The sequence below is a fragment of the Nocardiopsis mwathae genome (assembly GCF_014201195.1).
Taxonomy (GTDB): domain Bacteria; phylum Actinomycetota; class Actinomycetes; order Streptosporangiales; family Streptosporangiaceae; genus Nocardiopsis_C; species Nocardiopsis_C mwathae.
Genome location: NZ_JACHDS010000001.1, coordinates 5,063,481 through 5,085,144, shown reverse-complemented (window position 1 = coordinate 5,085,144; position 21,664 = coordinate 5,063,481). Strand labels below are relative to the sequence as shown.

At 69.2% G+C, this 21,664-nt stretch carries 3 protein-coding genes; all 3 read right to left on the bottom strand.

Annotation, left to right across the window (positions count from 1 at the left end; translation table 11 throughout):
• Complete coding sequence (locus HNR23_RS22335; protein ID WP_184078432.1) at positions 1-18,582, bottom strand: type I polyketide synthase; 18,582 nt, start codon at positions 18,580-18,582, stop codon at positions 1-3.
• Positions 18,583-18,832: 250 nt separating this feature from the next.
• A complete protein-coding gene (locus HNR23_RS22330) occupies positions 18,833-20,374 on the bottom strand; it encodes a long-chain-fatty-acid--CoA ligase (RefSeq protein WP_184078430.1) in 1,542 nt (513 codons plus the stop codon).
• Positions 20,371-21,660, bottom strand: coding sequence for a 5-aminolevulinate synthase (gene hemA / locus HNR23_RS22325; RefSeq protein WP_184078428.1), 1,290 nt, complete (start codon positions 21,658-21,660; stop codon positions 20,371-20,373). Before hemA ends, HNR23_RS22330 begins: the two co-directional genes overlap by 4 nt.
• Positions 21,661-21,664 lie beyond the last annotated feature (4 nt).

Below are 21,664 nucleotides of genomic sequence, written 5' to 3'. Positions count from 1 at the left end.
CTACCTGCCGAGTTCGTAGTCAAGTGCGGCGAAGAGTTCGTCGTCGGTTGCCTGGTCGAGGTCGGGGCCGTCGGGACCGTCGGGGCCGCCGTCCACTGTCCGAAGCAGGCCGCGCAGCCGCGCGGCGTAGGTTTCTGCCGGTCCGTCGCCGTCCGACGGGCCGGCGGCCGAGAGAGCGGCCTCAAGTGCGTCCAGGGCTGCCTGGACCGGGTCTGCCGCTTCGCCGACCAGCTCGCCCCGCAGGTATTCGGCGACGGCTTGGGTGGTCGGGTGGTCGAAGACGAGCGTGCTGGGCAACCGCAGTCCGGTGGCGGTGTTCAGCCTGTTGCGCAGTTCGACCGCGGTGAGGGAGTCGAAGCCCAGGTCCAGCAGTCCGCGCTGGACGTCGATCGTCCGCGGGGCCGGGTGGGTCAGGACGGTGCCGACCTGTTCCCTGACGAAGTCGAGCAGCAGCTGCTGCTGCTCTTCCACGTCCAGGCCCGTGAGCCGCCGCGCCAGCGGGATCTCCGCTCGAGCGGAGGTACGCCGGCCGGTTCGGCGCTCGGGGCGTACCAGGCCCCGGTACAGCTCGGGCAGTGCGTCCCCGAGGCTCCGCAGTACCGCAAGGTCGAGTGCCACCGGTGCGAGCACCAGTCGGGTCCCCGCTTCGCCGTCGGCTTGTGGCGCCTTGGCTCCGGCAAGGGCCGCGTCGAGGGCGGCGAGTGCCCGGTCGGTCGGCATCGGCAGGATCCCGTTGCGTGCGAGCCTGGCCCGGTCGGCACGGTCGATGTCGCTCGCCATGCCGTCCTGCCACATACCCCAGGCGAGGGACACGGCGGGCAGTCCTTCGGCGCTCCGGTGTTCGGCGAGCGAGTCCAGGAAGGTGTTGCCGGCGGCGTAGTTGGCCTGTCCGGCATTGCCCACCAGGCCGGCGACGGAAGAGAAGAGGACGAAGTCCGTCAGCTCCAGTCCGGCGGTCAGCTCGTGCAGGTTCCAGGCGGCTTCCGCCTTCGGCCGCAGGACCCGGGAGAGGCTCTCCGGGCTCATGGCCTCCAGCGTGGCGTCCTCGACGACTCCGGCTGCGTGCACGACCGCGGTGAGCGGGTGCTCGTCCGGGATCGAGGCGAGCAGCCCGGCCAGCGCGTCGCGGTCGGCCGCGTCGCATGCCGCGACCCGTACGTCCGCGCCGAGCGCCGTCAGTTCGGCGACCAGGTCCTCTGCCCCACCTCGCCGGCTGGCGAGGAGCAGGCGACGGGCGCCGCGGGCGGTCACCAGGTGCCGGGCGACCTGGGCTCCGAGTGCGCCTGTGCCACCGGTGATCAGCACCGTACGCTCCGGGTCGAACGCGTCGTCGACGTCCGGGGGCCGGACCGGGTACGGGACCTTGGTGAGCCGGGTCACGTAGGCCTGTCCCTCGTGCAGTTCGAGCTGCGGTCGGGGGTCGGCCAGGGCCGCGGTCAGCAGCTCGCGGTCGGCCGGCAGGCCGTCCGTGATCACGTGCTGGAAACGTCCCGGGTGTTCCGACTCGGCGGTCCGCATCAGCCCGGAGAGTGCGCTGTGCGCCAGTTCCCCGGTGCTGACCACGACGAGCCGCGCACCGGCCGACGCGTCGGTGGTGAGCCACTGCCGCAGTACCGCCAGCACCTCCTCCGTGACCCGGCCGGTCTCCTGCGGAGTGGCCGGGCGTACCGGAAGGACGACCACGTCGGGTGCGGCCGCGCCGTCCGCCGTCGCGGCGGCCAGGTCGGCGAGGTCGGCGCGGTGCTCGGCTACGAGTCCGAGGTCGGCCTCGCCGAGGACCACGATGGTCGTGTCGCCACCGGTGGGGAGTTCCACACCGACCCGCTGTACCGCGTACACGTGCTGGTCGGAGGGGCGGGTCAGCGCGGTCCCCGCCGGCAGGGCTCTCAGGGCGAGCGATGCGACGGTGGCGACCGGCGCGCCCGTCTCATCGGCGATGCTGACCGCGGCCGTTCCGTCCGGGCCGGCCGACAGCTTGACCCGCAGGGTGCCGGTCCGGGACCCGGTCAGCTGGACGCCGCCGAAGGAGAAGGGCAGCCGCAGTCCGGCCGACTCCTCCAAGAGCAGTGTGTGCAGCGCGGCGTCGAACAGTGCCGGGTGCAGGGAGAATCCATCAGGGTCAACGGACAGCCGTACCTCGGCGTAGAGGTCCTCGCCCGAGCGCCATGCCGCCTGGAGGCCCTGGAAGGCGGGGCCGTAGCCGTACCCCTGGTCGGCGAGGCGGTCGTACAGGTCCTCGACCGGCTGGGGCTCGGCGCCGGCCGGAGGCCAGGACGCGAGGTCGGGTTCGGGGCCGCCGGGAACGGCGGCCACCACGGTTCCGGTGGCGTGCCGGTTCCAGACGTCGCCTTCCTGGTCCCCGCGCGAGTGGACGGCGACGGGCCTGCGGCCGTCTCCGTCAGGGCCGCCGACGGTGATCTGGAGCTGGAGCGCACCCTCGTCGGGAAGGACCAGGGGTTCCTGGAGGGTGAGTTCCTCCAGCCGCTCGCAGCCGAGTGCGGCGCCCGCGTGGAGCGCGAGCTCCACCAGGGCCGTGCCCGGGACGAGCAGGGCGCCGGCCACGGCATGGTCAGCGAACCAGGGGTGGCTGCGGGTCGAGATCCGGCCGGTGAACAGGACACCATCGGAGTCGGCGAGCGGAACCGCGGCCCCGAGCAGCGGGTGCCGTGCGGAGTCGAGTCCGGCCGAGGTGACGTCGCCGCCGCTCGGCCCCTCCGTGAGCCAGTAGCGCTGGCGCTGGAAGGGGTAGGTCGGCAGGTCCGCGGCCGGTCCGGCGTTCTCGCCGAACAGTGCGCGCCAGTCCACCGGCACGCCCCGTACGTGGGCGTGGGCCAGAGCGGTGACGGCGGTGTGCGGCTCGGGGCGCCCACCGCGCAGCAGCGGGACCAGGAGCGATCCCGCGTCGAGGAAGTCCTGTCCCATCGCGCTGAGCACGCCGTCCGGGCCGAGCTCCAGGAAGGTCCGTACGCCTTCGGACTGCAGGACGCGTGCCGCGTCCAGGAAGCGCACGGGCCGACGGACGTGCCGGACCCAGTACTCGGGCGTGGTCAGTTCCTCGGCGCCGACCGGCTGCCCGGTCAGGGTGGAGACGATCGGGATGGTGGGCGCGGCGAACCTGAGCCCCTTCGCGACCGTCTGGAATTCGTCCAGCATCGCGTCCATGTGCGGGGAGTGGAAGGCGTGGCTGACGCGCAGTCGCTTGGTCCTGCGTCCCTGGGCGGAGAGTTCGGCCCCGATGGCCTCGACTGCTTCCGCGTCGCCCGAGAGCACCACGGAGGTGGGGCCGTTGACGGCGGCGATGTCCAGCAGGTCCTCCCGTCCGGCGAGCAGCGGCAGCACCTCCTGCTCCTCGGCCTGCACGGCGAGCATCGCGCCGCCGCCGGGCAGTGCCTGCATCAGCCGACCGCGGGCCGCGACGAGCTGCGACGCGTCCGCCAGCGGCAGGACGCCTGCGACGTGCGCGGCGGCCAGCTCACCGATGGAGTGGCCCGCGAGGAAGTCCGGCCGTACGCCCCAGCCTTCGAGGAGTCGGAAGAGCGCGACCTCGGTTGCGAACAGGGCGGCCTGCGTGAAGCCGGTCTGGTCCAGCGGCGCCGGGTCCTCACCGAAGAGGACGTCGAGCAGCGGCGTTTCCAGCCATTGGTCGAGGTCTTCGCATACGGCGTCCAGGGCCTCGGCGTAGGCGGGGTAGGCGGTGTGCAGCTCCCGGCCCATGCCGAGTCGCTGGCTGCCCTGACCGGTGAAGAGGAAGGCCGTACGGCCTTCCACGGGTGTACCCCGCACGGTCAGTGCCGCGCATCCGTCGACCGCTTCGGTGGCGCTGGAGGCCACTACCACGGCGCGGTGCGGCAGTCCGGCCCGTCCGAGGGCCAGGGTCCGGCCCGTCGATGCCAGGTCCTGCTTCCCGGTGTCGGCGAGGGCCGCGCCCACCCGGTCGGCCTGCGCCTGCAGGGCCGCGGCGTTGTGCGCGGACAGCAGCAGCGGCACGACCGGCATCGGCTCGGCCGATGGGACCGTCCTCTCGGCCGACGGCTGCTCCACGATGACGTGGGCATTGGTGCCGCTGATGCCGAAGGACGAGATCCCCGCCCGGCGCGGCCGCTCGGACTCGGGCCACGGCACCGCCTCGGAGAGCAGGTCCACCTCGCCGGCGGACCAGTCCACGTGCGGGCTGGGCTCGTCGATGTGGAGGCTCTTGGGGAGCACGCCGTGCTGCATCGCCATGACCATCTTGATGACGCCGGCCACACCGGCGGCGGCCTGGGAGTGTCCGATGTTGGACTTCAGGGAGCCCATCAGGAGGGGCGACGGGCGCTCCTGCCCGTAGGTGGCGAGTACGGCCTGGGCCTCGATCGGGTCGCCCAGCGTGGTGCCGGTGCCGTGGGCCTCCAGCGCGTCGACGTCCGCGGTGGTCAGGCCCGCGTTGGTCAGGGCTTGGCGGATCACCCGCTCCTGGGAGGGGCCGTTGGGGGCGGTGAGGCCGTTGCTCGCACCATCCTGGTTGACGGCGGTTCCGCGGATCACGCCGAGGATCCGGCGGCCGTTGCGCTGGGCGTCGGAGAGCCGCTCCAGCAGGAGGATTCCGGCGCCTTCGGCCCAGGCCGCCCCGTCCGCCTGCGCGGAGAAGGCCTTGCACCGGCCGTCCGGTGCCAGGCCGCGCTGCCGGCTGAATTCCACGAACAGGCTGGGCGAGGCCAGTACGGTCACACCGCCGGCCAGGGCCAGCCCGCATTCGCCGTTCCGCAGCGCCTGCGCGGCGAGGTGGATGGAGACGAGCGAGGAGGAGCAGGCGGTGTCGACGGTGATCGCCGGTCCCTGCAGGCCGAAGGTGTAGGCGACGCGGCCGGAGGCGACACTGACCGTGCTGCCGACCGACAGGTAGCCCTCCAAGGCCTCGGGGGCGTCCTTCAGGCGTGCCGCGTAGTCGTTGGCCATGACACCGGCGATCACACCGGTCTGGCTGCCCTTGACAGCGGTCGGGTCGATGCCCGCGCGCTCGAACGCTTCCCAGCAGATTTCCAGCAGCAGGCGCTGCTGCGGGTCGATGGCGGTGGCCTCCCGGGCGCTCACCCCGAAGAGCTCGGGGTCGAACTGCGACGCCTGGTAGAGGAATCCGCCGTGCCGGGTGTACGAGGTGCCCGGGTGGTCGGGGTCCGCGTCGTACAGGCCGTCCAGGTCCCAGCCGCGGTCGTTCGGGAACGGGCCGATGGCGTCCCGCTCGTCGGACAGCAGCGCCCACAGCTCCTCCGGGGAGCTGACCTCGCCCGGGTAGCGGCAGGCCATCGCGACGATCGCGATCGGCTCGTCGGAGGCGCCGACGACCGGTTCGGCCTCGGCCACCGCGGCGGCCGAGCCGAGCAGTTCGGTCCGGAGGAAGCCGGCCAGCTCGACCGTGTTCGGGTGGTCGAACACCAGCGTCGCGGGCAGCTTCAGACCTGCGGCCGTGTTCAGCCGGTTGCGCAGTTCCACTGCCTTGAGCGAGTCGAAGCCCAGCTCGTTGAAGGCCCGGTCGGACGCGACCTGGTCGGCGTCGGTGTGCCCCAGTACGGAGGCCACCACGCCGCGGACCAGTTCCAGCAGCGCGCGCTCCTGGTCCTTTGGGGCCAGGGGCGCCAGGCGTTCCCGGAGGGAGTTCCCGCCCGCCTGATCGCCGACGACGGTGCGCCGCGCCGGGCGCACCAGGCCGTGGAAGAGCGCGGGCAGGGTGCCGTCCTCGCGCTGTGCTCGCAGTCCGGTGTAGTCCAGCAGCGCAGGAACGAGCACCGGCCGACGGGTCGCGAGGGCCGCGTCGAACAGCGCCAGCCCCTGCTCGCTGCCGATGGGGGCGATGCCGCCCCGGGACATGCGGGCGAGGTCGGCGTCGGTCAGGTGACCGGTCATCCCGCTGCCCTCGGCCCACAGGCCCCATGCCAGCGACGTACCAGGCAGGCCCAGGGCTTGGCGGTGGTGCGCGAGGGCGTCCAGATAGGTGTTGGCCGCGGCGTAGTTGGCCTGTCCCGCGGTGCCGACCGTACCGGCCAGCGAGGAGAACAGGACAAACGCATCCAGTTCCAGGTCGGCCGTCAGCTCGTGCAGGTGCCGGGCGGCATCGACCTTGGGGCGCAGTACGGTGTCGAGCTGCTCGGCCGTGAGGGCGTGCAGCGTGCCGTCGTCGAGGACGCCGGCGGTGTGCAGCACCGCGGTGAGCGGGTGTTCCGAGGGGATCGCGTCAAGCATCGCGGCGACCGCCATGCGGTCGGCCGTGTCACAGGCGACCACGGACACGTCGGCTCCGTGGGCCGCGAGTTCAGCCTCCAGCTCCAGCATGCTCGCCGCGCCCCGGCCGCGGCGGCTCGCCAGCAGCAGGTGCCGTACGCCATGTTCGGCGACGAGGTGGCGGGCGAACAGCCGGCCCAGGGTGCCGGTAGCGCCCGTGATGAGCACGGTGCCCTCGGGGTTCAGGGCGGGAACGGTGTCGCCCGTCGCCGACGACGCGACCAGCCGCGGTACGAGCAGTGCCCCGTTCCGCAGGCTCACCTGCGCGTCCGGTACGGCCAGCGCACGGCCGAGCTCGGCCTCGCAGAGGTCCCAGTCCGTCAGGTCCAGCAGGCCGAACCGGTCGGGGTTCTCGGCCATGGCGGTACGCACCAGCCCCCAGGCGGGAGCCGAGGCGAGTCCGGCCTCCGTGCGGGCGGTGGTTGCGTCCCGGGTCGCGAAGACCAGGCGCGAGTCGGCGAACCGCTCCTCGGCGAGCCACTCCTGGGCCAGCCGCAGGGCCCGGTGCGCCACGGCGCCGGGGCCGTCCTCGCCGGAGAAGGGGACCACGACGAGCGGCGGGGTTCCGACAATGCCGGCGAGGTCCGAGTAGCTGCCCAGAGGGGCGGGCAGACCGTGGCCGGACTCGTCGAGGACGGCCCATCCGGCGGCCGGGGCGGCCTCCGGGGCGGTCGTCCACTCCACCTGGAGCAGCGGCTGGCGAGGGGTGCCCGAGCCAGCCGGCTGCGCGGGGTCCACGGCCCGCAGGCTGAGCGTCTTCACCGACGCGACCGGCGCACCGCTCGCGTCGACGAGGGACAGGGCGGCACCCGAGCCTTCCGGGGTGACACGTACGCGCAGCACGCCGGCGTTCACCGCGTGCAGCCGAACGCCGGTCCAGGCGAACGGCAGCACCAGGCGGCCGCCCTCCGCGAGTGCCAGCGGGTGCAGGGCGGCGTCGAGAAGGGCCGGGTGGATCCCGAACTCGCCCGGGGGGACGTCCTTCGGGAGCGCGACCTCGGCGAACATCTCCTGACCGGCACGCCACAGCGCCCGCAGGCCCCGGAAGGCGGGTCCGTACTGGAAGCCCCGCTCGGCGAGCGTGTCGTACGCCGCCGTCAGGTCGACCGGCTCGGCGCCGGACGGGGGCCAGGCGGTGTCGGCCGGTACGCTCGCACGTCCTTCCGCGTGACCCAGTACGCCGGTGGCGTGCAGGGTCCACGGGTGGATCGCGGGGTCGTCGGCCTCGGGCTCCGGGCGAGAGTGGACCGACATCGCGCGTCGGCCCTCCTCGTCCGGAGCCTCGACCACGACCTGGAGCTGTACTCCGCCGCGGTCGGCCAGCACCAGCGGTGCCTGGAGGGTCAGCTCGTCGAGCTGGTCGAGGCCCGTGTGGTCACCCGCCCGGATGGCGAGGTCCACGAAGGCGGTACCGGGGAGCAGCACGGTGTCGGCCACGGCGTGGTCCGCCAGCCAGGGCTGCGTGTTCAGGGCAACCCTGCTGCTCAGGACCAGCTTGTCCTCGTCGGCCATCCAGAGCGCGGCGCCGATGAGCGGGTGCCGCTCGGCGGCCATGCCGAGCCCGCCGGCGTCCCCGGCCGGCGTCGGGCCCTCCAGCCAGTGGCGTCGGCGCTGGAAGGGGTAGGTCGGCAGGTCGACGACCGCGCCGGGTCCGCCGACCACGGCAGCCCAGTCGAGCGGGGCGCCCGAGACGTGGGCCTGCGCCGCGGAGGCGAGGAAGTCGTCGAGTCCGCCCTCGTCACGGTGGAGCGAGGGCACGGTGACGGCGCTGTCGTACGACGTGTCGTCGATCGTCTCTTGGAGCGCGATGGTCAGCACCGGGTGGGCGCTGGCCTCGATGAAGACGCGGTGGCCCTGGTCGAGCAGGGTCCGGATGGCTTCCTCCAGCTGGACGGTCTGGCGCAGGTTGCGGAACCAGTACGAGCCGTCGAGCTCCGTGCCGTCCAGCGGCTGCCCGATGACGGTGGAAAGGAAGGGCACCTTGACGGCGCGCGGGGTGAGCGAGGACAGGGCGTCGAGAAGCTCGTCCCGCAGGCTTTCGACGTGCGCGGAGTGGGAGGCGTAGTCGACCGGGATGCGCTTGGCGCGCATGTTGTTGTCCTTGCAGTAGGCGACCATCTCCTCAAGAGCGGTCACCTCTCCGGCGACGATGACGGAACGCGGGCCGTTGTGTGCCGCGATGTCGATGGCGCCGTCCCAACGGGTGATGAGCTCGCGGACCTCGTCGGTCGGCAGGGCCACCGAGACCATCCCGCCCGTACCCGCCAGCTTCACGATCGCCCGGCTGCGCAACGCCACGACCTTCGCCGCGTCGTCCAGCGACAGCGCCCCCGACACCGCGGCCGCCGCGATCTCACCCTGCGAGTGACCGATCACCGCATCCGGCTCGATACCCACCGAACGCCACAACGCGGCCAGGGACACCATCACGGCCCACAGCGCCGGCTGCACCACCTCCACCCGATCGAAACCGGGCGCACCCTCCACACCGCGCAGGACATCCAGCAGCGACCAGTCCGTGAACGGCGCCAGCGCCCGCTCACACTCCACCAGCCGGGCGGCGAACACCGGGGAGGAGTCCAAAAGTTCCAGAGCCATGCCCTGCCACTGCGAACCCTGACCCGGGAACACGAACACCGTCTTGCCCGAGCCCGTGGCCGCACCCTGCACCAGGTTCGCCGCAGACCCACCTGAGGCCAGCGCCTCAAGACCCGCCGACAGCTCATCCCGGCCGACGCCCGAAACCGCCGCCCGGAAGGGGAGGTGCGGGGCCCGGGTCACGAGAGCAGCAGCCACCCGCGCCGGATCGGCGGTCTCCGAGGCCAGCAGCTCACGCACCTGGTCGGCACGCGCCGCCAGGGCCGCCTCGCTTTTCGCCGAGACCACCAGCGGAAGCCCCGCCACCACCCGCTCACCGGCCACGACCGGCTCAGGGCCCTGCTCCAGGACCACATGCGCGTTCGTACCACTGATACCGAACGAGGACACGGCCGCGCGACGCGGACGCGCCACCTCCGGCCACGCCCGACGCTCGGTGACCAGCTCCACCGCACCCGTCGACCAGTCGACGTGCGGCGTCGGCTCGTCCACGTGCAGTGTCGCCGGAAGCTCCCCGTTACGCATCGCCATCAGCATCTTGATGATGCCCGCGACACCCGCGGCAGCCTGCGTGTGACCGATGTTCGACTTGATCGATCCCAGACGCAGCGGCTCTTCGCGGTCCTGGCCGTAGGTGGCCAGCAACGCGTTGGCCTCGATCGGGTCACCGAGCCGGGTACCGGTGCCGTGCGCCTCGACCGCGTCCACCTCGTGCGGAGCAAGGCGGGCGTTGGCGAGGGCCTGGCGGATGACGCGTTCCTGCGAGGGCCCGTTGGGGGCGGTGAGGCCGTTGCTCGCACCGTCCTGGTTAACCGCGGAACCACGGATCACGCCAAGGATGTTGTGCCCGAGCCGCTGAGCGTCCGACAGCCGCTCCAGCACCAGTATGCCCGCACCCTCGGCCCAACCCGTACCGTCCGCCGAGGCCGCGAACGACTTGCAGGTCCCGTCCGGAGACAGACCACGCTGACGCGAAAACTCGACAAAGGTCGTTGGCGTGGACATCACGGTGACACCGCCGGCGAGTGCCATCGAGCACTCGCCCTGGCGCAGCGCCTGAGCGGCCTGGTGCACCGCTACCAGCGACGAGGAACACGCCGTGTCCAGCGTCACCGCCGGCCCCTCAAGACCGAACGTGTAAGCCACCCGACCCGACAGGACACTCGAGATCGTGCCCGTCAGCAAATGTCCCTCGAAGCCCTCCGGAGCACTCCCCAGCCGCGACCCGTAGTCGTTGTACATCACACCCGCGTAGACACCGGTCGAGGAACCGCGCAGCGAGGCGGGGTCGATGCCCGCACGCTCCAGCGCCTCCCACGCGACCTCCAGCAGCACACGCTGCTGCGGGTCGGTCGCGATCGCCTCACGCGGACTCAGACCGAAGAACTCGGCATCGAACTCGGCGGCCTCGTAGAGGAATCCGCCCTTGCGCGTGTACGACTTGCCGATCTTCTCGGGGTCCGGGTCGAAGAGGCCTTCCACGTCCCAGCCGCGGTCGGACGGGAACTCGTCGATCGCGTCCCGGCCCTCCGCCACGAGCCGCCAGAGGTCCTGCGGCGAGGAGACCCCGCCCGGGTAGCGGCAACCCATACCGACCACGGCGATCGACTCGTCCATTCCCGGGGCGTGGGCGACCGCTGACGGGACGACGGCCGTTCCGGTCGCGTCGAGCCGGTCCAGCAGTAAGTCCGCCACCGCCTGGGGCGACGGGTGGTCGAACACGAGGGTGGTGGGCAGTCGCAGACCGGTCACCGAGTTGAGCCGGTTGCGCAATTCGACACCCGTGAGGGAGTCGAAGCCGGTGTCCGTGAAGGTCTTGGCCGGGTCGATGTCGGTGTTGGCCCCGTGCCCGAGAACCAGCCCCACGGTCTCTCGTACGGTCTGGAGTACGGCCTGCGTCCGCTCCTCCGCGGCCAGTGCGATCAGCCGCTTGACCCACGACGATTCTGCGCCGCGGGCGGCGCCGGCCGCCTGCCGACGGCGGACGCGGACCAGGCCGGTGAACAGCTCGGGGAGCGCGTTCTCCTCGGCCCGGGCGCGCAGGGCGCCCAGGTCGAGTTCGGCGGGGACCAGCAGCGGCTCCGCCGAGGCGACCGCCGCGTCGAACATTTCGAGACCCAGTTCCGGGGGCAGCGGGACGATTCCGCTCCGCTTCCACCGCGCGACGTCGGCCTCGGCGAGGGTTCCGGCCATGCCGTTGGCGCTGTCCCACAGGCTCCACGCGAGGGAGGTGGCGGGCAGGTTCTGGGCGCGGCGGTGTTGCGCGAGGGCGTCGAGGAAGGTGTTCGCGGCTGCGTAGTTGGCCTGGCCGGCGTTGCCCATGAGACCCGAGATGGACGAGAACATGACGAACGAGGCGAGGTCGACGGACGCGGTGAGGCGGTGAAGGTTCCAGGCCGCATCCACCTTCGGACGCATCACCCGCTCCAGCTGATAGGCCGACAGCGACGCGACCGTCGCATCGTCCAAGACACCCGCCGTATGCACCACGGCAGTCAGCGGACGCTCGACCGCGACCTCATCCAACAGACCCGCCAGCGCGTCGAAGTCCGACACGTCACACGCCGCCACCCGAGCCCGCGCACCCAACTCCGCCAGCTCCGCCACGAACTCGGCAGCACCCGGAGTCTCACCACCACGACGCGACACCAACAGCAGGTGCCGCGCACCGTGATGCGTCACCAACCGATGCGCCACCAGACGGCCCAACGTACCCAGAGCACCGGTCACCAGGACCGTACCCTCCGGATCCAGACCCTCCACCACACCCGCCACGACATCCGCAGCACGCGCCAGACGCGGCACGAACAACTCGCCGCCCCGCACGGCCACCTCAGGCTCACCCGAAGCCAACACGGCAGGCAGCAGCTCCAGGCCCTCCTCATCCACGTGGGCGAGGACCAGTCGGTCGGGCTGCTCGGTCTGCGCGGTACGGATCAGGCCCACGAGCGGGGCCATGTGCAGCGCGCCGTCCGGTACGACGAGGACGAGGCGGCTCTCCGTGAACTGCGGGGCGGCCAGCCATTCCCGCACCACCTCCAGCCCCCGTGCCGCCGTGGCGTGGGTCTGGTCGAGCACACCACCGGTGATGCCGACAACGAGCTCCTGCTCGCCGATCACCACGAACTCCGGTACGGCAGATCCGGCGTCGACCGCGGCGCTGAGCGCGGTGAGGTCGGCGTAGGGCGCCTCGCCCAGCCGGACCCACCGCTGGTCGGCGACCGGCTCGGCCGCCGGGACGGCCTCCCAGGCCACCCGGTACAGGGGCGCCACGGCCGAGTCGGCAACGGCGAGCTGATCGCGGGCGATCGGCCGCAGGGAGACCGACTCGACCGCCGCCACCGGAGCGCCGGCGCCGTCGGCGAGAGCGAGACGGAACGTGTCCTGGCCGGTAGGGGTCCAGCGGACGCGCAACACCGTGGCACCGACCGCGTGCAGCACGAAGCCCGAGAACGAGAACGGCAGACGGATCGTGCTGTCGTCCTGCGTCGAGGCCGCGGTCTCCAGCACGAGCGGGTGCAGAGCCGCGTCGAGGAGGGCGGGGTGCGCACCGTAGCGCGCGGCTGCGGTGTGGAGCTGGTCGGGCAGGGCGACCTCGGCGAAGAGTTCGTCACCGGCGCGCCAGGCGGCGCGCAGACCGTGGAAGGCCGGCCCGTATCCGTAGCCCAAGTCGTCGAGGCGGTCGTAGACGCCGTCCAGCGGGATGGGGGTGGCATCGGCCGGGGGCCACTGGTCCAGGGACACGCCCGGCGAGGGGATGGAGGACGTGAGCAGGCCGACCGCGTGGGCGGTCCACTGCTCTTCGCCGGTCCGCGAGTACACGGTGAACTGACGATCGCCGCGCGCGTCGGCCCGGTCGACGGTCAGCCGCAGCTGAGCTCCCGTCTTCTCCGACAGGATCAGGGGTGCCTGGAGGGTGAGTTCCTCGACGGCGGCGTAACCCAACTGCTCGGCCGCGGTGCCCGCGAGCTCCAGGAACACCGTCCCCGGAACCAGGACCGTCCCACCGATCGCGTGATCGGCCAGCCACGGATGCGAAGACAACGACACAGCAGCCGAGAACTGCGCCGCATCACCATCCGGCTCCGTGATCACCACAGCCAACAACGGATGATCCACAGCCGTCAGACCCAGACCCGTCGCATCACCGGAATGCGGCACATCCAGCCAGAAAGGTTGACGCTGGAAGGCATACGTGGGCAGCTCCACCACACCCGAACCTGGCAGGAACCGCTCCCAATCCACACCCACACCATGTGCGTGCACAGCGCCCAAGGCGGCGAGGAGGGAACGCTTCTCGGCACGGCCCTTGCGCAACACCGGAACCGCGACGACGCCCTCACCGCCCTCCAGGCACTCACCCGCCAGACCCGCGAGCGCCCCGTCAGGACCCAACTCCACAAACGCCGTAACACCAAAACCGGCCAACGTGGCGATGCCATCGACGAAACGAACCGCAGAGCGGGCCTGAACAGCCCAGTACTCGGCAGTGAACTCCTCAACCACCTCACCGGTGACATTCGAAACCACCGGAATCCGGGGCGCCGAATAGGTCAGAGTCCGAGCGACTTCGGTGAGCTCCGCCAGCATTCCGTCCAAGTGCGCGGAGTGGAAAGCATGGCTCACCTTCAGGCGCGTCGCCTTCACACCCTCCCCGCGAGCCAGCTCCAGGACTTCGAGCACCGCAGTCTCGTCACCCGAAATCACGGTGCCGGCCGGACTGTTGAACGCGGCCACATCCACACCGGAACGACCCTCAAGCCACCCGGCGACACGCGCTTCATCCGCATTCAGGGCAACCATCGCCCCACCCTCGGCAACACCCTCCATCAGACGCGCCCGAGCACACACCAAACGCGCAGCGTCCTCAAGACACAGCACACCCGCCACATGGGCCGCCGCCAGCTCACCCACCGAATGACCCACCAGATAATCCGGGGCCACCCCGTAATGACACAGCAGACGGAACAGGGCCACCTCGACCGCGAACAACGCCGGCTGAGTGAACACCGTCCGATCCAAAAGCTCCGGCTCGCCCTCGATCACCCCGGCCAGCGAGCGATCCAAGTGGACATCCAACGCCGCGACAACCTCGTCGAACGCAGCCGCGAACACCGGCTCCGCCGCATACAACTCACGACCCATACCCACACGCTGACCGCCCTGCCCCGAGAACAGGAACGCCACCGAACCCGCCGGCATCGCACGACCCGACACCACACCAGCCGCAGGCACACCAGCAGCCAACGCCCGAACACCCGCAAGAAGCTCCTCACGGGTCTCCCCCACGACCACCGCACGGTGATCGAAACGAGCACGCGATACGGCCAGCGAACGGCCCACCGCCGCGACGTCCAGCTCCGGCCGCTCCTCCAGGAACGACACCAGCCGCCCCGCTTGACCAGCCACAGCTTCAGCCGACTTACCCGACACCACCCACGGCACCGGACCCGACAGCGGCGGTTCCTCCACCGGAGCTTCGATCTCCGTGACCTGCTCGACGATGAGGTGTGCGTTGGTACCGCTGATGCCGAAGGACGAGATGCCCGCCCGGCGCGGACGGTCGAGCTCCGGCCACTCCTGCGCCTGCGTCAGCAGCTCCACCGCGCCGGCCGACCAATCGACGTGCGAGGTCGGCTCGTCCACATGCAGCGTAGCCGGGAGAACCCCGTTACGCATGGCCATGACCATCTTGATCACGCCCGCGACCCCCGCCGCGGCCTGCGTGTGACCGATGTTCGACTTCAGCGAGCCGAGTCGAAGCGGCTCTTCGCGGTCCTGGCCGTAGGTGGCCAGCAGCGCGTTGGCCTCGATCGGGTCGCCGAGCTTGGTGCCCGTGCCGTGCGCCTCCACTGCGTCCACCTCGGACGCCGACAGGCGGGCATTGGCCAGCGCGGCGCGGATGACCCGCTCCTGCGAAGGCCCGTTCGGGGCCGTCAGGCCGTTGCTCGCACCATCCTGGTTCACGGCGGAACCACGGATCACCGCGACCACTCGGTGCCCGTTGCGCTCCGCGTCCGACAGCCGCTCCAGCACCAGCAGACCCACACCCTCGGCCCAGCCCGTACCGTCCGCCGACGAGGAGAACGCCTTGCAACGCCCGTCCGGCGATAGCCCGCGCTGCCGGGAGAACTCCACGAACATGCCGGGCGTGGCCATGACGGACACACCGCCGGCGATGGCCACGGAGGACTCGCCCTGTCGCAGCGACTGCGCGGCGAGGTGGAGCGCGACGAGCGAGGACGAGCAGGCGGTGTCGACCGTCACCGCCGGGCCCTCCAGCCCGAAGGTGTAGGCGAGCCGACCCGAGGCCACACTGGCGGTGTTGCCCGTCAGCAGATGGCCGTCGTATCCGTCGGACGGCTCGTGCAGCCGCGGCCCGTACTCCTGTGCCGTCGCGCCCACGTACACACCGGTGCGGCTGCCGCGCAGCGCGGCGGGGTCGATTCCCGCCTGCTCGAAGGCCTCCCAGGCTGTCTCCAGCAGCATCCGCTGCTGGGGATCCATCGCCGCCGCCTCGCGGGGACTGATGCCGAAGAACTCGGCATCAAACCGGTCCGCATCGTGCAGGAAACCACCTTTGATGGCGTAGGTCTTGCCGGGGCTGTCCGGATCGGGGGCGAAGAGCGAATCAAGGTCCCAGCCTCGGTTGGTCGGGAATCCGTCGACCGCATCGACCTCGCTGCTGACCAAACGCCACAGGTCCTCCGGAGAGGCGACCCCTCCCGGCAGCCGACATGCCATGCCCACGATCGCGATCGGCTCGTCAAGGGCTACAGCCTCGTACTCATCGTCATCCTGGCCCTGGCCGAGGAGCTGATCACCGAGGTGTTCGGCGAGTATGGCCGGGGTCGGGTAGTTGAAGAGGAGGCCGGAGGGCAGCGAGAGCCCGGTGGCCATATTCAGCGCGTTCCGAAGCTCGACTGCCGAGAGGGAGTCGAAGCCCAGGTCCTTAAAGGTCGTGTCGATGTCCACGTCGCGCGCCGATCCGTGGCCGAGCACTGCTGCCACGTGCGCACGCACCAACTCCAGCTCATCGCCTCGCGGCGCGGACCGCTTCGGACCGCTCCGCCTTGCCGCAACGGTCCGGACCCGGTCCGGACCGATCGCCGCACCATCCAGCCAGAAAGGTTGACGCTGGAAGGCATACGTGGGCAGCTCCACCACACCCGAACCTGGCAGGAACCGCTCCCAATCCACACCCACACCATGTGCGTGCACAGCGCCCAAGGCGGCGAGGAGGGAACGCTTCTCGGCACGGCCCTTGCGCAACACCGGAACCGCGACGACGCCCTCACCGCCCTCCAGGCACTCACCCGCCAGACCCGCGAGCGCCCCGTCAGGACCCAACTCCACAAACGCCGTAACACCAAAACCGGCCAACGTGGCGATGCCATCGACGAAACGAACCGCAGAGCGGGCCTGAACAGCCCAGTACTCGGCAGTGAACTCCTCAACCACCTCACCGGTGACATTCGAAACCACCGGAATCCGGGGCGCCGAATAGGTCAGAGTCCGAGCGACTTCGGTGAGCTCCGCCAGCATTCCGTCCAAGTGCGCGGAGTGGAAAGCATGGCTCACCTTCAGGCGCGTCGCCTTCACACCCTCCCCGCGAGCCAGCTCCAGGACTTCGAGCACCGCAGTCTCGTCACCCGAAATCACGGTGCCGGCCGGACTGTTGAACGCGGCCACATCCACACCGGAACGACCCTCAAGCCACCCGGCGACACGCGCTTCATCCGCATTCAGGGCAACCATCGCCCCACCCTCGGCAACACCCTCCATCAGACGCGCCCGAGCACACACCAAACGCGCAGCGTCCTCAAGACACAGCACACCCGCCACATGGGCCGCCGCCAGCTCACCCACCGAATGACCCACCAGATAATCCGGGGCCACCCCGTAATGACACAGCAGACGGAACAGGGCCACCTCGACCGCGAACAACGCCGGCTGAGTGAACACCGTCCGATCCAAAAGCTCCGGCTCGCCCTCGATCACCCCGGCCAGCGAGCGATCCAAGTGGACATCCAACGCCGCGACAACCTCGTCGAACGCAGCCGCGAACACCGGCTCCGCCGCATACAACTCACGACCCATACCCACACGCTGACCGCCCTGCCCCGAGAACAGGAACGCCACCGAACCCGCCGGCATCGCACGACCCGACACCACACCAGCCGCAGGCACACCAGCAGCCAACGCCCGAACACCCGCAAGAAGCTCCTCACGGGTCTCCCCCACGACCACCGCACGGTGATCGAAACGAGCACGCGATACGGCCAGCGAACGGCCCACCGCCGCGACGTCCAGCTCCGGCCGCTCCTCCAGGAACGACACCAGCCGCCCCGCTTGACCAGCCACAGCTTCAGCCGACTTACCCGACACCACCCACGGCACCGGACCCGGGCCGGACTCAGCGCCAGGCAACTCCTCGTCCGCCACCGACTCAGCGCACCAGTCCGAAAGCACGACGTGGCAGTTTGTACCGCCCATACCGAACGAGCTGACACCTGCGTAGAGCGGCTCGTCTGGACGCGGCCAAGGCTCGAAGCTTTGCTGTACGGCGAGCTTCAACTCATCGAACGGAATGTCTGGGTTGGGGGTTTCGAAGTTCAGGCTCGGCACGAGCTCGCGGTTACGGATGCAGAGCGCCGCTTTCAGCAAGCCGACGATGCCAGCGGCACCCTCAAGGTGCCCGACGTTGGTCTTCACCGATCCGACCCGCAGCTCAGCTCCGTCCACGCGGCAGTCACCGAGCACCGCGCCCAGAGCCGACGCTTCGATCGGGTCGCCCACCTTGGTACCCGTGCCGTGCAATTCGACGTACTGCACCTGCTCCGCGGACACACTGGCACGCTCGTACGCCTGCCGCAGGACATCCTGCTGGCCGGCCGGACTCGGTACGGTGAGACCCTCGGTCGTCCCGTCGTTGTTCATCGCGCTGCCGTGCAGCACGCAGTAGACCGAGTCGCCGTCTGCTACGGCGGCATGCAGCGGCTTGAGCACCACGAACGCGCCGCCCTCACCGCGTACATAACCATTCGCCCTCGCGTCGAATGTGAAGCTCAGACCGTCTGGCGAAAGTGCGCCGAGACGCTCCGCGCCGATGGTGCTGTCCGGCACCAAATTGAGGTTGACACCGCCGGCGATGGCCATGGCGGACTCGCCGCGGCGCAGGCTCTCGACTGCCAGGTGCACAGCGACCAGCGAGGAGGACTGGCCGGTGTCCACGGCCACACTCGGTCCGTGCAGACCCAGGGTGTAGGAGATCCGGTTGGCAACGACGCTGCGGCTGAGACCGGTCAGGGTGTGGCGGGTGATGCCTTCGACCCCGTGCTGATGCGTGAGGGCAGCATAGTCGTCGGCCATAACACCGACAAAGACACCGGTCCGACTATCGGCAAGATCGGACGGGAGGATCCTGGCGTCCTCCAGTGCTTCCCAGGCGACCTCAAGCATCAGCCGCTGCTGCGGATCCATCGACGACGCCTCACGCGGACTGATGCCGAAGAAGCCTGCATCAAAGCCGCTGACGTCCTCGAGATAGCCTCCCGGCCGAGAGGGCAGTTCGGGGCGGTCCGCCGGGGGCGCGCCGATCACACTGCGGCCGTCGCGCAGTAGCTGCCACAGCTGAGTGGGGTTGTCCGCATACGGCAGTCGGCAAGACATACCGACGATGGCGATCGCCCCCGCCGATATCGACGTGTCCGCTTGGAATTCAACCATGGTCGAGCTGCCCTACCTATTGTTACGTACGATGCCTGAGCGGAGGCGTAGCACCCGCAGCTGTGCTGCGGATGCTACGCGAATTGATTCTGTGGCGGTCGGTCAGCCGCATTAGGGATTGGACGATCCAAAGCCAACTCCGAGAGTGAGGAACCGTCGCATATATTCCACAACGCACGCCGCGCCTGATTGCGAGTGACATACTTCACCCGGTGTAGCAACTCGTTCTTCAGAGCGCTTTCGTTTGTAGCTACGAGCTGGCGTTCGGCTCGTATTTCGAGACGAGCATCCGTTTGAGAACCTTTCCGTTGGTTCCCATCGGGAGAGCGTCGATGAACTCGACTCGACGAGGGTATTTATATGCGGCGAGACGCTGTTTTCCCCATTCGATGATCTCTCGATCCGATCCAGAGGTAACGTCCTCCGGCCGGACAGGCACAACAATCGCCCAGACCTCCTCACCGAGCTCTGGGTGCGGAACACCGATAACCGCCACCTGCGCCACGGCCGGATGCCCGACGACGATCTCCTCGATTTCGCGCGGATAGACGTTGTAGCCGCCACGAAGAATCAAGTCCTTCTTACGGCCCACAACCGAAAGGTATCCGTCGCCATCCAGCCTGCCGAGATCACCGGTAAGGAACCAGCCGTCGATCAAAACCTCGGCGGTGATATCTGGACGACCGAGATATCCGGCCATGACGTTCGGACCGCGCACCACGATCTCGCCCACCTCACCGACGGGCAGGAGATCGATCCTGTCGGCATTCGGCCGAGCTATACCGACAGTGATGCCATTGATCGGAACACCGACTGTTCCGGAGTGAAAAGTCAGGCCCGGATAGTGATAGGCAACACTACAGGAGGTCTCGGTCATCCCATAGCCCTCGTACACAGGACATCCGAACGTGCTTCGGACATCGTCGAGGGTCTTGACCGGAAGCGCCGATCCCCCGCTGTAAACGCGGTCGAGCCGAGGAACCTGTGCCCCCTGGGCCACCGCATCGAGCAACCTGAAATACATTGTCGGCACACCCATGAACACCGTGCATCGGTGTTTCGCCATGAGCGCGAGGGCCTCGCGCCCGGAGAACCTCGGCATCATGACGATGGATATACCAGCTCGGAAGCCAGTCAGCATACCGCAAATCTGCCCAAAGCCGTGCGTCAGCGGCAAACACCCGAGCAGTACGTCGTCACTCCGGAACGCGTACGGAGTGGTAACCATCCTCTCGACGTTGTACCGAATATTTCGGTGGGTGAGCATCACGCCTTTCGGCTCACCCGTCGTACCGGACGTGTAGAACACGACCGCGATATCGTCGGGCTCCCGCACTGCGGAATCGTCGATCGGCGCTGTGTCCTGTGCCGCGTTCTCCAGATCGACAGTGCCCGAAGGGCCAGGGCCGACGGTGAGGAGCACCGTGCCGCCCGGCTCCGCCGCCTCTCGCGCCTGGGCGAGTAGTGAGGAAGCGCACACCAGAAAATGGGCGTCCGCATCAGTCAGTACGTGATCGATCTCCGACGCGGTCGACATGACGTTCAGCGGGATAGCGACGGCGCCGGCCGCCAGTACGCCGAAGTACACAACGGGAAACTGTGGGGTGTCGGCCAAGAGCATAGCGACCCGGTCTCCTGGCCGTACCCCGTTGGCGCGCAGCACGGAGGCGTAGCGACGTGCTTGTTCCCACAGCCACCCGTAGGTGAAATGCTCGGACTCGTAGATCAAGGCAGAGTGGTCGGGTCGCTGCGCCGCTGTGTCGGCTAGCACGTCGGCAACTGACACGGTCATTGCGGCAGCCGTCCGTCTTTCGCGACGGTGCGGGCGTTGCCACCACAGAGCCCGGACGTGAACCAGTCTCGGGCACTCGCGGTCGGGATGTCCAATTCCTTCCAGATTCCGTGAAGAGCGTGGGCGAAGTTCTCGACATCGCTCTGATCGTGCACGGCGGACGGAGCGATCCGCAGGATCTCCTCGCCCGCGGGCACGCTGGGGGCATTGATGGACTGGACGTAGATCCCGTGCCGCTCGAACAGCAGCTGGGACGCCCGCTTGCACATATCGTCATCACCGACGAAGGCCGAAACGATATGGGAGTCCGTCGAAATGAACGGGATGTCGGCCGCGATCAGAAGGCTGTGCAGAAGCCGCGCATTCTCCGAGAGAGTCTTTCGCTCCACATCGGAGGACCGCAGGTACCGAACCGACGCCAGCGCGCTGGCCGCGACCGCCGGCGGCAGCGAGGTGGTAAAGACGAACGAGCGTGAATAGGTCCGCACCGCGTCCACGATGGCCGCCGGTCCCGCAATGTAGCCGCCGACCGTTCCGTAACCCTTTGCCAAGGTACCCATCACGACCGTGAACCGATCGGCGATGCCTTCCCGCGCGGCGATGCCGGCGCCCTGCGGGCCGTACATGCCGACCGCGTGTACCTCATCAATGAAGGTCGTGGCACCGTATTTATCCGCAATGTCGGCAATCTCGGCGAGCGGCGCGACGTTGCCCGACATGGAATAGACCGTTTCCGCGACGATAAGCTTCGGACAGTCGGCGGGGGCGGCCGCGATCAATTCTTCCAGGTGGGCGACGTCGTTGTGACTGAAGATGTGCTTCTTCGCACCGCTGTGCCGGATACCGTCGATGATCGAGGCGTGGTTCTTCGCATCGGAAAATACGACGGTATCTTTAGGCATCCCCGCCAGCACGGAGAGAGATCCTTCGTTGGCCGTGTATCCCGATGTAAAAAGGAGAGCGGCTTCCTTGCCGTGCAGATCCGCCAGTTCCTTTTCGAGAGTAACGTGATGATGGTTGGTTCCACCGATATTCCGGGAACCTCCGGAGCCTACGCCATGGCTATCGATTGCGGCTTGCATGGCCGCGATGACCTGGCGATTCTGGCCCATTCCCAGATAGTCGTTGCTGCACCAGACACTTACTTCCGAATCCACTCCGTCGCGCCGCGCAGTTGCCATGGGGTAATTACCGGATCGGCGGCCGATCTCCAGAAACTCGCGCTTGCTTTCAGCAAGATCGCCAGCAACTTCACCATCCAGGTATGACTCCAGGTGAAAGTTCATTTAC

Coding starts and splice junctions, on each gene's coding strand:
- HNR23_RS22335 (WP_184078432.1), bottom strand. CDS start 18,582: ATGGTTGAATTCCAAGCGGACACGTCGATATCGGCGGGGGCGATCGCC.
- HNR23_RS22330 (WP_184078430.1), bottom strand. CDS start 20,374: ATGACCGTGTCAGTTGCCGACGTGCTAGCCGACACAGCGGCGCAGCGA.
- hemA (WP_184078428.1), bottom strand. CDS start 21,660: ATGAACTTTCACCTGGAGTCATACCTGGATGGTGAAGTTGCTGGCGAT.